The 13219-nt window shown below is 62.4% G+C and carries 13 protein-coding genes; 7 read left to right on the top strand and 6 right to left on the bottom strand.

Features of this window, described 5'->3' with window-relative positions:
- Positions 1 to 51 precede the first annotated feature (51 nt).
- Complete coding sequence (locus ACGKZZ_RS05150; RefSeq protein WP_411222406.1) at positions 52 to 387, top strand: DUF952 domain-containing protein; 336 nt, start codon at positions 52 to 54, stop codon at positions 385 to 387.
- Complete coding sequence (locus tag ACGKZZ_RS05145; protein WP_411222405.1) at positions 384 to 1442, top strand: quinone-dependent dihydroorotate dehydrogenase; 1059 nt, start codon at positions 384 to 386, stop codon at positions 1440 to 1442. The genes ACGKZZ_RS05150 and ACGKZZ_RS05145 overlap by 4 nt, the downstream gene beginning before the upstream one ends.
- 72 nt (positions 1443 to 1514) lie before the next feature.
- On the opposite strand, the gene ACGKZZ_RS05140 is transcribed toward ACGKZZ_RS05145, so the two are convergent.
- From ACGKZZ_RS05140 to ihfB, 3 genes are read right to left on the bottom strand one after another with little or no spacing between them, the layout of a single operon-like run.
- Positions 1515 to 2162: a phosphoribosylanthranilate isomerase gene (locus ACGKZZ_RS05140; protein WP_411222404.1), complete on the bottom strand. Its 648-nt coding sequence runs from the start codon at positions 2160 to 2162 to the stop codon at positions 1515 to 1517.
- Between the two features lie 8 nt (positions 2163 to 2170).
- Positions 2171 to 2521 (bottom strand): lipopolysaccharide assembly protein LapA domain-containing protein, encoded by a 351-nt coding sequence (locus ACGKZZ_RS05135; protein WP_411222403.1) that lies wholly within the window; start codon positions 2519 to 2521, stop codon positions 2171 to 2173.
- 7 nt (positions 2522 to 2528) lie between these two features.
- A complete protein-coding gene (gene ihfB / locus ACGKZZ_RS05130) occupies positions 2529 to 2810 on the bottom strand; it encodes an integration host factor subunit beta (protein WP_085631630.1) in 282 nt (93 codons plus the stop codon).
- 394 nt (positions 2811 to 3204) lie between these two features.
- On the opposite strand from ihfB, the gene ACGKZZ_RS05125 reads away from it, so the two are divergent.
- The gene (locus ACGKZZ_RS05125; protein ID WP_411222401.1) at positions 3205 to 4689 is read left to right on the top strand and encodes an inorganic phosphate transporter; all 1485 of its coding nucleotides are present in this window, start codon (positions 3205 to 3207) and stop codon (positions 4687 to 4689) included.
- Positions 4690 to 4693: 4 nt separating this feature from the next.
- Here ACGKZZ_RS05125 and ACGKZZ_RS05120 read toward each other — a convergent pair whose 3' ends face one another.
- Complete coding sequence (locus tag ACGKZZ_RS05120) at positions 4694 to 5881, bottom strand: CaiB/BaiF CoA transferase family protein (RefSeq protein WP_411222400.1); 1188 nt, start codon at positions 5879 to 5881, stop codon at positions 4694 to 4696.
- A gap of 12 nt (positions 5882 to 5893) precedes the next feature.
- Positions 5894 to 6820 carry a hydroxymethylglutaryl-CoA lyase gene (locus ACGKZZ_RS05115; protein ID WP_411222399.1) on the bottom strand — a complete coding sequence of 309 codons (927 nt, stop codon included), beginning with the start codon at positions 6818 to 6820 and terminating at the stop codon, positions 5894 to 5896.
- Between the two features lie 180 nt (positions 6821 to 7000).
- Between ACGKZZ_RS05115 and ACGKZZ_RS05110 the strand changes: the two genes are divergently transcribed.
- From ACGKZZ_RS05110 to ACGKZZ_RS05095, 4 genes are all read left to right on the top strand, one after another.
- A complete protein-coding gene (locus ACGKZZ_RS05110; RefSeq protein ID WP_411222398.1) occupies positions 7001 to 7975 on the top strand; it encodes a Bug family tripartite tricarboxylate transporter substrate binding protein in 975 nt (324 codons plus the stop codon).
- A complete protein-coding gene (locus ACGKZZ_RS05105) occupies positions 7972 to 8403 on the top strand; it encodes a tripartite tricarboxylate transporter TctB family protein (RefSeq protein ID WP_411222397.1) in 432 nt (143 codons plus the stop codon). The genes ACGKZZ_RS05110 and ACGKZZ_RS05105 overlap by 4 nt, the downstream gene beginning before the upstream one ends.
- A gap of 9 nt (positions 8404 to 8412) precedes the next feature.
- Positions 8413 to 9927 (top strand): tripartite tricarboxylate transporter permease, encoded by a 1515-nt coding sequence (locus ACGKZZ_RS05100; protein ID WP_411222396.1) that lies wholly within the window; start codon positions 8413 to 8415, stop codon positions 9925 to 9927.
- Between the two features lie 82 nt (positions 9928 to 10009).
- Positions 10010 to 10666, top strand: coding sequence for a YczE/YyaS/YitT family protein (locus ACGKZZ_RS05095; RefSeq protein ID WP_411222395.1), 657 nt, complete (start codon positions 10010 to 10012; stop codon positions 10664 to 10666).
- 69 nt (positions 10667 to 10735) lie between these two features.
- Here ACGKZZ_RS05095 and ACGKZZ_RS05090 read toward each other — a convergent pair whose 3' ends face one another.
- On the bottom strand, positions 10736 to 13030 hold the full coding sequence (locus ACGKZZ_RS05090) for an adenosylcobalamin-dependent ribonucleoside-diphosphate reductase (protein ID WP_411222394.1): 2295 nt from the start codon (positions 13028 to 13030) through the stop codon (positions 10736 to 10738).
- Positions 13031 to 13219 lie beyond the last annotated feature (189 nt).

The raw sequence follows: 13219 nt of genomic DNA, 5'->3' as shown, positions 1-13219 counted from the left end.
CACAAAACTCCGGCGCTTGACGTTGCTGCCCCCGCACGGCACATCGCAGGCATGATCTACAAAATCCTCCGCTCCGAAGAATGGGCTGCGCTTCAGGCCGATGGAATGACCCAAGGCGCGCCGGTCGATGTGGCCGACGGCTACATTCATTTCTCCACCGCGTCGCAAGCCGCCGAAACCGCCGCCAAGCATTTCAGTGGTGTCGAAGGCCTGATGCTGCTGGCCTATGACGAGGAGACGATGACCGGCGATCTGCGCTGGGAGCCGTCGCGCGGCGGTGCGCTGTTCCCGCATCTTTATGGCCCGCTGCGTCATGCCGATCTGGTCTGGGCGAAACCGCTGCCGCTCGGGCCGGATGGCCATGTTTTCCCCGGCGATCTGGCATGAATTGGCTGGAGCAAACCGGCCTGTCTCTGCTGCACAGGTTCGACCCCGAAACCGCCCACGGCCTTGCCCTGCGCGCCCTGCAACTGGGGCTTGCGCCGACGACGGGAACGCTCACATCACCCCGCCTGCGCACCACGCTGGCCGGATTGCACCTGCCCAATCCGCTCGGCCTTGCCGCAGGGTTCGACAAGAACGCCATCGCGCTGCGCCCACTGTCGCGTGCCGGATTCGGCTTTCTCGAAGTCGGCGCCGCGACGCCGCGCGCTCAACCCGGCAATCCCAAGCCGCGCCTGTTTCGCCTGCGCGAGGACCGCGCCGTCATCAACCGTTTCGGGTTCAACAATGACGGCATGGACGCCATCGCCCGCCGGCTGAAAGACCGCCCCCGCGACGCGGTCATCGGGTTGAACCTTGGCGCGAACAAGGACAGCGCCAACCGGGCCGAGGATTTCGCCCTGGTGCTGAAAACCTGCGCCGGCGACCTCGATTTCGCGACCGTGAATGTCAGCTCTCCGAACACCGAACGCCTGCGTGAATTGCAAGGCAAGGCCGCGCTTGGCGCGCTGCTTGGCAACGTCGTTCAGACGCGCGACGCGCTTGAGCGGTCGATCCCCGTGTTCCTCAAGATCGCGCCCGATCTCAGCGATGCCGAGATCGCGGATGTCGCGGAAATCGCTCTCAGCTCGGGCATTGACGGGCTGATCGCCACCAACACGACACTCGATCGCGACGGCTTGACCTCTCCCCATGCGCAGGAAAAAGGCGGCCTCTCCGGCGCGCCGTTGTTTGAAAAATCGACCCGTGTTCTGGCCCGCCTCTACGGCGAAACCCAAGGCAGACTCCCGATCATCGGCGTTGGCGGCATTGCCTCGCCCGAGGATGCTTACGCCAAGATCCGCGCCGGAGCCTCTGCGGTGCAGCTTTACTCCGCTCTGGTCTATCACGGTCTCGGGCTGGTTCCCGTCATCGCCAACGGGCTCGATGCACTGCTTGAGAATGACGGCTTTGCCCGTGTCTCTGATGCAGTTGGAACAGACACCGCCAAGTGGCGCTGACTGCCGGCTTCTTTGGGCCGAAATACCTCGGGGGAGGCGCATCGCGCCGGGGGCAGCGCCCCCTGACCCGCGCTACTGGCTATGCGCTGCCGCCACGAATGACCGGATCAACGCCGCATCCTTGATTCCCGGTGCCGCCTCGACGCCGGAGGACACATCGACCTGGCGCGCGCCGGTCAACGCGATCGCCTCGGCCACGTTGTCGGGCGTCAGGCCTCCGGCCAGCATCCACGGGACCGACCACCGGCGATTGGCAATGAGACGCCAATCGAAGGCCACGCCATTGCCGCCCGGCAACGTTGCCGATTTCGGCGGCTTGGCGTCCACCAATAGCTGGTCGGCAACGTCGGCGTACCGATCAAGCGCGGCCACGTCGTCAGCGTCGGCCACGCCCACCGCTTTCATCACCGGCAAACCATAGCGCTTTCGCAATTCGCTCACGCGCTCGGGCGATTCCGATCCGTGCAGTTGCAACATGTCTATCGCGACAGACCCGGTGATGGCATCAAGGAGCGCATCATCGGCGTTCACCACAAGGGCCACCTTGGCGATCCCCATCGGCACGTCGACTGCCAGATCGCGCGCAACCTCGATCGACACGTTGCGCGGGCTTTTGGGGAAGAACACGAAACCGACATAGCGCGCACCGGCCTCAGCCGCTGCCTGCACGTCCTCGGCCCGGGTCAATCCGCATATCTTTGTGCCGATGTCGCGCGTCATGGGCAGGGTCAGCTTGCCTGATCCAGAAGGGCCAGAACCTCGTCCTTGTCCTTATCGCGTTCGGCCTGGGTGCGGCGCAGCTCACGTTCGAGTTTCTTGACCTCGGCCTGACGACGGGCGGCCGCCGCGCGATGCTTGTGCTCGCGCAACCACTCCCAGACAAAGCCGATCAGGATACCGGCGATGATGCCGCCCAGAATGACCACGAACAGCGGCAAACCGATGGACCGGTTCATCCCGACCAGATCGGCCAGCCCGGCGGGCAACAATGTCAGCGTGACCATCTCTCGATTGGCCAGCGCGACGGCCACCAGCACGATGGCGAGCACCGCAAGAAACGCATAGCGAATGTACCGCATCAGACCCTTACTTTCCGTTCAATCTGTCGCGAAGCAGCTTGCCGGTCTTGAAAAACGGCACATGCTTCTCTTCCACCTCAACGGCTTCGCCCGTCCTCGGGTTCCGCCCTGTGCGCGCATCGCGCTTTTTCACCGAAAACGCGCCAAAGCCGCGCAGTTCGACCCGGTCGCCGCGCGCCATTGCGTCGATGATCTCTTCAAATATCGTGTTCACGATGCGCTCGACGTCGCGCTGGTACAAATGCGGGTTATCGTCGGCAATCTTTTGAATCAATTCCGAGCGTATCATGTCGCTCTCCCCCCTTGATCGAACACCAAAAAACCCAGGCGTTCCGGTGACAGAGTATACGCAGGACGGACCAATACGGAACCCATTGCCGCGCCTCGATACCGAAAAAATTTCGCAATCTGACGCGCTTAAGCGGATTTTGACGGCAATATGCCGCGCCTGTCGGCAGAGTCGCGCCGGATTGTCACGATACACGCTAGTGGCGATTCGCGCGGCGGACTTCGCCTCGCTGACGACACTGCTTCACCGGTTGGCCGCGGCTTCCATCGCCAAGCGCGTTTGCCGCATTGCAGCATTGAATACGCACCGTCACGAAATCAACGGTTGATTTTGACAGCCGGACGCGGGTAGTCGTCGCCGCGAATAGCGCACCTTTCCTCATGAACGGACGATCATGACACAAGAGCAGGGCGATCCTCGCCATCTTGAGACGCTGGATCGAGATCTGGCGCGGTTTTCCACCTTAGAACTCGCCACCAGCTATGTCGCCCGTCCGATGGTCGGGCCGGGCATCTCCTTGGTGTTCATCCTGCTGGCCGGGATCAGCGCGATGGTGTTTTTCGGTCAGGCGACAAACACCCTGATCGTGGTGATCGCGGCGTGCCTCGGAGCCTATATGGCGCTCAATATCGGGGCCAACGATGTTGCCAACAACATGGGGCCGGCAGTGGGTGCGAACGCGCTGTCGATGGGCGGCGCGATCGCGATCGCGGTGGTGTTCGAAAGCGCCGGCGCGTTGATTGCAGGGGGCGACGTCGTGTCGACCATCGCCAAGGGAATCATTGCACCAGATAGCATGGAAACCGCCTCGGTGTTCATCTGGGCGATGATGGCGGCGCTTTTGTCCGCCGCGCTTTGGGTCAACGTCGCCACATGGGTCGGCGCGCCTGTATCGACCACGCATTCCGTCGTCGGCGGTGTGATGGGCGCGGGAATCGCCGCCGCCGGGTTCTCTGCGGTCAACTGGCAAACGATGGGCGGTATCGCCGCAAGCTGGGTGATCTCGCCGGTGCTGGGCGGCGTGATCGCGGCTGCGTTCCTGTGGCTCATCAAGTCGCGCATCATCTACACCCCCGACAAGATCGCCGCCGCGCGCACTTGGGTGCCGGTGCTTGTGGGTATCATGGCAGGCGCGTTTTCGGCCTATCTGGCGCTCAAGGGGCTGAAGAAGATCATCGATGTCGACATGGCGACGGCGCTGCTGATCGGGGCGGTGATCGGGGTTGTGGTGTGGCTGGTGATGATCCCGGTCATCCGCAAACAATCGCACGGGCTGGAGAACCGCAACAAGTCGCTCAAAGTGCTGTTCGGCATCCCGCTTGTCGTCTCTGCCGCGCTGCTCAGTTTTGCGCACGGGGCCAATGACGTGGCCAATGCCGTGGCGCCTCTGGCAGCGATCGTGCAAGCCTCGCAGACCAATAATTTCACCGACGCGGTCAGCATCCCGTTCTGGGTCATGGTGATCGGCGCGTTCGGGATTTCCTTCGGCCTGTTCCTGTTCGGCCCCAAGCTGATCCGAATGGTCGGCGGCCAGATCACCAAGCTGAACCCGATGCGCGCCTATTGCGTGGCGCTGTCGGCGGCCATCACGGTGATCGTGGCAAGCTGGTTGGGTCTGCCGGTCAGTTCCACGCATATCGCCGTCGGCGGGGTGTTCGGGGTCGGGTTTTTCCGCGAGTGGGACGCCGAGCGCCGCATCCGCAAGGCGCGTCAGGCCATGCCCGAACGCACAACTTACACGCCCGAAGAACGCCAGCGGCGCAAGCTGGTGCGCCGGTCGCATTTCACCACGATCATTGCCGCATGGGTCATCACCGTCCCTGCCGCCGCGACGCTCTCGGCGGTGCTGTTCTGGCTCATCAACACAACGATCAACTAAGGGATCAGCCGCGCTGAGGCACCGCGCCCGACGCTGTCAATGCAGCGATCCGTTCGGCATCGTACCCCAGTTCCTCGAGCACCGCCTGCGCATGCGCGCCGACATCGGGCGCGGGGTGTCGTAACTTTGGGCCATCAACCGATTGCTTGATCGGAAAACCCAGCATCTTCACATCGCCATGCCCCGGATGCGGCACGTCGATCACCATCTCGCGGTGGCGGATTTGCGGATCGTCCAGCGCCTCTGCGACAGACAGCACTGGCCCGGCGGGTATGCCCTTGCCGTTCAACACCTCGATCCAGTGATCGGTTGTCTGGGTGCTGAAATGCGCCTGAAACACCGCGCGCACGGCGTCGCGGTTCTGCACCCGCGCGGCGTTGGTGGCAAAGCGCGGATCGTCCATCAGATCGCGCCGCTCCAGCACATCGAGCAGTCGGCCAAACATCACGTCATTGCTGGGCGCGAGGGCGATCTGGCCATCAGACGTGTCGTATAATCCGTAAGGGGCCACCATCGGATGATCGTTGCCCCGGCGCTGCATCGGCTGACCGGTCGCCAGCGTTTCGGTCGCCATGTAGGCGAGCATGCTGACAAGGCTGTCGGTCAGTGACACGTCGATGGATTTGAACTCCCGCGCCTCGCGCGGGGTGGCCAAGGCGGCCGAAACGGCCAGCGCGCCGTACATTCCGGCCAGCAGATCGCTGATCGGCAGACCGGTGCGCAGCGGTTCTTCGCCCTCAAAACCGTTGGTGGACATGAACCCGCTTAGCGCCTGCGCGACGAAATCAAAGGCGGGCCGGTCGGAATACGGCCCCGTCGCCCCGAACCCCGAGATGTGACAGACCGTCAGGCGCGGGTTCAGCGCTTCGAGTTCGGTATCCGAGAGGCCCATCTTGGCCATCGTCCCGGCCTTGAAATTCTCCACCACCACGTCGGCATCCGCGATCAGATCGCGCAGCACCGCCATGCCCTCCGCACTGCGCATGTTCAGCTCGATCGAGCGCTTGTTGCGATTGAAACAGGCGAAATAGGTGCTGATCCCGCCCACCATCGTGCCTTGTACACGCATCGGATCGCCGCCCGGCGCTTCGACCTTGACGACATCGGCGCCAAGATCGGCCAAAAGCTGTGTGCAGAACGGACCCGCGATGATGCGGGTCAGATCGACGACGCGTATTCCCTGAAGGCTCATTTCGTCCGCCCCTTACCCGACAGCGCGCGTCGCGGGATCGTTGGGGATTGTTGCCCCGATGGGGGACGCGGCAAACAGCTTGGCTGGCAGGTCGCGGCCCAACACGTCAGACAGCCACCGCCCCTGCGCGATAAGGTGGTTGAGATCAAGGCCGGTCTCATGGCCCTCGGCATGGAGAAAATGCACCAGATCCTCGGTCGCGACATTGCCCGTTGCGCCGGGAGCAAACGGGCAACCGCCAATCCCGCCAAGCGAGCTTTCGTAGCGCGTTACACCTTCGGCCATGCCCGCCATCACATTGGCCAGAGACAGGCCGCGCGTGTCATGCAGGTGCAGCACCAGCGCCATGTCGGGCACGTCCTTGCGCAATGCGCGCACGACTTCGGTGATCTGGCTCGGGATCGCGGTGCCGATGGTGTCGCCCAGTTTCATCTCGGTAAAGCCGATGTCGCGCAAGGCGCGCGCCATCTGCACAACGCGGTCGGTCGGGGTCACGCCCTCGAACGGACAGCCGAACGACGCGGCAAGTGCCGCGACCGCGCGCTTCCCGGTCTGTTGCGACAGCGCCATGACCGGTTTCAACCGCTCCAGCGCGGTGTCGGTCGAACAATTGCTGTTGGCCTGCGAATGGCCCTCGGTGGCCGACATGAAGCACACCCATTCCTGCGCGCGGGTCTGTGCCGCCCGCTCTGCCCCGCGCAGGTTTGGCACCAGCGCTTGCAGGATCACGTCGTCCGGCACGTTCACCCCGGCCAGCACCTGTTCGGCATCGGCCATTTGCGGCACGGCGCGTGGCGACACGAAGGATGTGGCCTCGAACCGTTTGACGCCGGCGGCCACCAGACCCTCGATCAGCGCGATCTTCTGTGCGGTGGACACGGGCTGTTTTTCGTTCTGCAACCCGTCGCGCGGGCTGACTTCGGTGATTTCGATCTGCATGACAGGTCCTTCGCGCGTTGACGTGGTTGATCCCGTCGCCCCCCGGGCGGCGGTTTGTTGACACCTCATAACTGAAATGTGAAGTCGTATCTACGGGTCCGAACTTTTACAAAACAGGACTCGCTCATGTGCGCGTCTTGGCAATATGCTGGCACGACACGAAAAATCTGGGAGGAAAAAATGAAATTCGGTAAAATCGTAACGGCGAACCTCGCTATCGCGACGGCGGCGTTCATCTCTGTTTCGGCCGCTCCGGCAAGCGCGACGGAATGCATCGCGCCATCCGCACCCGGCGGCGGTTGGGACTTCACCTGCCGCACCATAGGCCGCATCCTGACCGAACTCGATCTGGTGGACGGCAATGTGCAAGTCACCAACATGCCCGGCGGCGTGGGGGCTGTGACCTATGCAATGGTCGCCTCCGAACGCCCCGCCGATGCCGATCTGATCGTTGCGACCTCGACCGTCGGAATCACCCAGATCGCGCAAGGCCGCTATCCCGCCTCGGTCGATGCGATGCGCTGGCTGGGGATGCTTGGCACCGATGTCGGCGTGATCGCTGTGGATGACGAAAGCCCGATCGAATCGCTTGAGCAACTCAACGAGATCATGGCAAGTGACGCCAAGTCTATCGTGACAGCCGGGTCCTCGGCGGCGGGTGGCTGGGATCACTTGCGGCTGCTGATGGTCGCACGCGAGGCCGGGCTGGAGAACCTTGGCGATCTGCGCTGGGTCCAGTTTGACGGCGGCACCGATGCGGTGACGCAGATGATGGGCGGCCAGATCGACGTCGTCTCGACCGATATCGGCGAAATCGCGGGCTTTATCGAATCCGGCGATATTCGCGTGCTCGCGGCGCTGTCGGACGATCCGATTCCCGCCTTCCCCGATATTCCGACCGCCAAAAGCCAGGGCATCGACGTCACGGGCTACAACTGGCGCGGGCTGTATACCGGCGGCGACGTGTCTGACGAAGACTACACTGCCTGGGTCGACAACCTCAAAACGCTTTATGACTCCGAGAACTGGCAGACCGCAGCGGTCGAGTTTGGCCTTGTTCCGATCTGGCGTGGTGGCGAGGAATTCGAAACCTATGTGCGCGAGCAGCGTGACATCATGGAAGAGCTGTCGCGCGATATCGGCGTGATCGAATGAGCGTAAGGCTCGCTGGCGTCGCGATCTTTGTGATCGCGGCGCTTTTTACCTGGTACGGCAGCGGCTACACCGCCAGCTTTGGCGACGTGCTTGGCCCCGGCATTTTCCCGATCATCGTGGGCGTTCCGGCCATGATCCTGTCCGCATCGCTGGTCGCGTTCCCCTCGGGCGAGGTTGACTGGCCGGACGGGTCGGGCTGGGGGCGACAGGCGGCGGCGCTTGCCACGTTGTTCGGCTATGCGTTCTTGCTCGTCCCGTTGGGGTTTCCGCTCGCCACCTTCGGATTGCTGGCGCTTCTGGGCATTGTTCTGGGGGGCAATCCGGTCAAGGCGCTGATCCTCGGGGTTGCGATGTCGCTGTTCCTGTGGGTGCTGTTTGATCAGGTGCTCGGGCTTCCGCTGGCCTTTCTCGGCTCCCTATTCAAGTGAGGTAGTCTCATGGAGACGCTCAACCTTCTGGCCGGCGGTTTTGCCGTCGCGCTGACGCCGCTGAACATCCTGCTGCTGCTGGTGGGGTGTTTTTCCGGCACCCTGATCGGTGCCCTGCCCGGCCTTGGTCCGGTCAATGGCGTGGCGATCCTGATCCCGCTGACCTTTGCCTTTCGCCTTGATGCCACCTCGTCGCTGATCCTGCTGTCGGCTGTGTATTTCGGTTGCATGTATGGCGGTCGCATCAGCTCGATCCTGCTCAACATTCCCGGCGACGAACCGGCGGTGATGACCACGCTTGACGGGTTTCCGATGGCGCAACAGGGGCGCGCGGCGGATGCTCTGGCGATTTCCGGTGTGGCCTCCTTTGTCGGAGCGACCTTCGCGGTGATCGGCCTGTCGCTCTTTGCGCCGATGCTGGCGCGCGCGGCGATCTATTTCGGGCCGGCGGATTATTTCGCGCTTTATATCATGGCGTTTGCCACCATCGGTGGCGTCGCTGGCGTGGATCCGCGCAAGACGCTGATCTCGGCGCTTCTTGGCCTGATGATCGCCACTGTCGGGCTTGACCCGATTTCGGGCGTGCCGCGCTTCAGCGAAGGCAATTACCACCTCTACGACGGCATTGACGCAATCGTGGCGCTTGTTGGCCTGTTTGCGATCTCGGAAATCCTGATGATGCTCGGCACCCGCAAGGGGGATGTCATGAAAGCCGTCAAGATGGACAGCTGGATGCCCGATTTCAAAGCCATCGCGGCAACCAAATGGGCGATGGCACGCGGGTCGGTGATCGGGTTCATCGCCGGTGTCCTGCCCGGCGCGGGCGCGTCGCTTGGTGCGGTCATGTCCTATTCGATGGAAAAACAGGTGAGCGACAAGGACGGCACCTTCGGCAAGGGCGACCCGCGCGGTGTCGCGGCTCCCGAAGCGGGCAACAACGCCGCATCCGGTGGCGCGCTGATTCCGATGCTGAGCCTTGGCGTTCCCGGTTCCGGCACAACCGCCGTGATGCTGGCGATGCTGATCTCGCTCAACGTCCAGCCCGGCCCGTTGCTGTTCGAACGCCAACCCGAACTTGTCTGGGGTCTTGTCGCCTCGCTCTATATGGCGAACGTGACACTTTTGATCCTGAACCTGCCGATGATTGGCCTGTTCACCCGGCTGATGGCGGTGCCCACCTGGGCGCTGATGCCGATCGTGGCGGCGGTCAGTTTTGTCGGAGTGTTCTCGATCTCGAATTCCACCTTCGACCTCGAAGTGATGATCGCCTTCGGGATTCTGGGCTATGTGCTGCGCAAGCTTGACGTCAGCCTTGTGCCGATGGTGCTTGGCCTGCTTCTGGGGGGCGACATGGAGCGCAACCTGCGCCGCGCGATGTCGATTTCCGACGGCGACTGGGGTATCCTCATCGCCAGCCCGATCTCTGTCGTGCTGTACATTTTGACGGTGCTGTTCCTCGCCCTGTCGGTCTGGCTCGCGCTACGCGACCACAAGCGCACCAAGGCGCGTGTGATTTCGGAATAGGCTGGCGCGGCCACTGTCGGGCTTGCCGAAGCCTCTCGGAGTCGGCACAAGCTTTACGTACAAGGTTTGCGCAGGTGTCGCTTTGAGCTTTCTTTCGGTCACATCAGTTCCAAAGCTCCCGTGGAGTTCGCCAAAGGCCTTCACCCTGAAACCGCCCTTGGTCTCGGTCGTGTTTCTCATCATAGGTTTGGTGATTTTCGGCCTGGGAGAAGCGCTTTTGGTCACCGCCGGCGTTGGCGTAAGCCCCTGGACCGTGTTTGCAGAGGGCGTGACCAACGTGACGGGTTGGAGTCTGGGATTTGCGACCTTTGTCATCAGCGTTTCGATCCTGAGCCTGTGGATCCCGCTCCGCCGAACGCCCGGCCTCGGAACCATCCTCAACGCGATCATAATTGCGTTGGTGCTGGAATTCCTGCTGCCCTACCTACCGACATTCGAGACCTACGCCGCAAATGCGGTGCTGGCTCTGACCGGTGTGGTCGTGACCGGCTTTGGTGGCGCGATCTACCTGATCGCAAATCTGGGTCCGGGGCCCAGAGATGGCCTCATGACCGGGCTTCAGGCGGTCACACATCAACCGATCGCCGTCGTGCGGACACTTCTTGAACTCACAGTCGTGGTGATTGGCTGGGCTCTGGGGGGCACGCTTGGCCTGGGCACGGTTTTCTTTGCCTTGGGCATCGGACCGGCAATGGCAATCGGAATGCAAATTCTACAGTCACGCAGCGTCGCGCGCTAAGATCGCTTGCACATGACACGCCATCGCCGGTCGTGGGGCTTCGGGAACGATGTTCCGGTTAACAACCCGTCACCCGCATTTGCTATGGCCACATGATCCACAGGTCATACATCCCTCGATCATCCGCATGTCGAACTGACCGCAGGCCGGGCATGCTGTGCCGCGTGGCGCGTCAAGATTGACCACTTGCGCCTGTGGGTCGGATTTCAGGCCCATGCCCTCACCCTCCAGAAACCCGATGGCGATCAGATGTTGCTCGATCACGCCGCCGATCGCCGCCAGGATGGACGGGATATACTTGCCCTGCACCCAGGCGCCGCCGCGCGGGTCGAACACCGCTTTCAACTCTTCGACCACGAAGGACACATCGCCACCGCGCCGGAACACCGCCGAGATCATTCGCGTCAACGCGACCGTCCAGGCAAAATGCTCCATGTTCTTGGAGTTGATGAACACCTCGAAGGGCCGACGGTGGCCGCCGACGATGATGTCGTTGATCGTGAGGTAGATCGCATGTTCGCTGTCCGGCCACTTGAGCTTGTAGGTCGCGCCCTCGAGCGCCTTGGGCCGGTCCAGCGGCTCGGACATGTAAATCACATCTCCATGCGGCTGCTGCGGCTCGTCATCAGAGGACGTTACGACCTCAGGCGCGGTTTTGTCCTTCTTCTCTTCTGAAATACTCAAGACCGACCCGGTGACATCGTTCGGACGGTAGGTCGTGCAGCCCTTGCAGCCGGATTCGAACGCCTCCATGTAGACGTCCTTGAACGCCTCGAACGAGATGTCCTCGGGGCAGTTGATGGTCTTGGAGATCGAGGAATCCACCCATTTCTGCGCTGCGGCTTGCATCTTTACATGTTCCAGCGGTTCCAGCGTCTGGGCGTTGACGAAATAATCGGGCAGTTCGACATCCCCGAATGTCTCGCGCCACATCTGGACGGCGTAATCGACAACCTCCTCCTCGGTCCGGGTGCCGTCTTTTTGCAGCACCTTTCGCGTGTAGGCGTAGGCAAAGACCGGTTCGATCCCCGACGACACGTTGCCCGCGTAAAGCGATATCGTTCCCGTCGGCGCGATCGAGGTGAGCAAGGCGTTGCGGATGCCGTGTTCGCGGATCGCTTCACGCACATCGTCGTCCATCTGCTGCATCGCGCCGCTGGCGAGGTATTTCTCGGCATCAAACAACGGGAACGCGCCCTTTTCGCGCGCCAGATCGACAGACGCCAGATAGGCGGCGCGGGCAATCGCGTGCAACCAGTGCTCGGTCTGGAGCGCCGCCTCGTCCGACCCATAGCGCAGCCCCAGCATCAGCAATGCATCCGCCAGTCCGGTCACGCCCAACCCGATGCGCCGCTTGTTGCGCGCCTCCTCGGCCTGCTGGGGCAGCGGGAAGTTCGACGCATCGACCACGTTGTCCATCATCCGCACGGCGGTGGAAACCAGCTCGTTCAGCGCCGTTTCGTCCAGAGCGGCAGCGCTCTCGAACGGGTTGCTCACCAGTCGGGCCAGATTGATCGAGCCCAGCAGACACGCACCATAGGGTGGCAACGGCTGTTCTCCGCACGGGTTGGTTGCGGCGATGGTTTCGCAATAGCTCAGGTTGTTGGCCTGATTGATCCGGTCAATGAAAATCACGCCCGGTTCGGCGTAATCATAGGTTGCCTTCATGATCCGGTTCCACAGATCGCGCGCCTGTACGGTGCGGTAGACCTTGTCATCGAACACCAGATCCCACGATCCGTCCGCCTTTACGGCCGCCATGAAATCGTCCGTGACCAGCACCGACAGGTTGAACATGCGCAGCCGGGCCGCATCGGCCTTGGCGCCGATGAAATCCTCGATATCGGGATGATCGCAGCGCATCGTCGCCATCATAGCCCCGCGGCGCGAACCTGCGGACATGATCGTCCGGCACATCGCATCCCATACATCCATGAAAGAGAGCGGTCCGCTTGCATCGGCGGCCACGCCCTTCACGTCCGCGCCCTTGGGTCGGATGGTGCTGAAATCATAGCCGATGCCGCCGCCCTGCTGCATCGTCAGCGCGGCTTCCTTCAGCATCTCGAAGATGCCGCCCATGCTGTCGGGGATCGTGCCCATCACGAAGCAGTTGAACAATGTCACCGAGCGCGCGGTGCCCGCCCCGGCTGTGATCCGCCCCGCTGGCAGGTATTTGAAATCCTCTAACGCCTCATAAAACCGCGCCTCCCAAACGTCCGGCTCTGCCTCCACCTGCGCCAATGATCGCGCAATCCGGCGCCACGTGTCTTCGACCGTGCCGTCGACGACTGTGCCATCGGCCCGCTTGAGCCGGTATTTCATATCCCAGATCTGTTCGGCGATCGGAGCGGTAAAGCGGGTCATGGCAGCGATTCCCTTTGTAGCGGCAGGCGGTTAAAATAAGCTGAAAGCTGTCCAAGCCACAACCAGTTGAAGGCTCGGACAGTTACTCTACCACACTTGCCCTTCCTGTGCAGGCTTGAAATCACGCGATGCCACGAAGTCTTGCGCCGGCAGCCCTTGCAGCGCCGGTCCGCACGTTTATGTTCATCG

The organism is Marivita sp. S2033 (assembly GCF_046592965.1).
In the GTDB taxonomy this organism is placed as follows: domain Bacteria; phylum Pseudomonadota; class Alphaproteobacteria; order Rhodobacterales; family Rhodobacteraceae; genus Marivita.
This window is presented reverse-complemented; position numbering and strand designations above follow the sequence as displayed.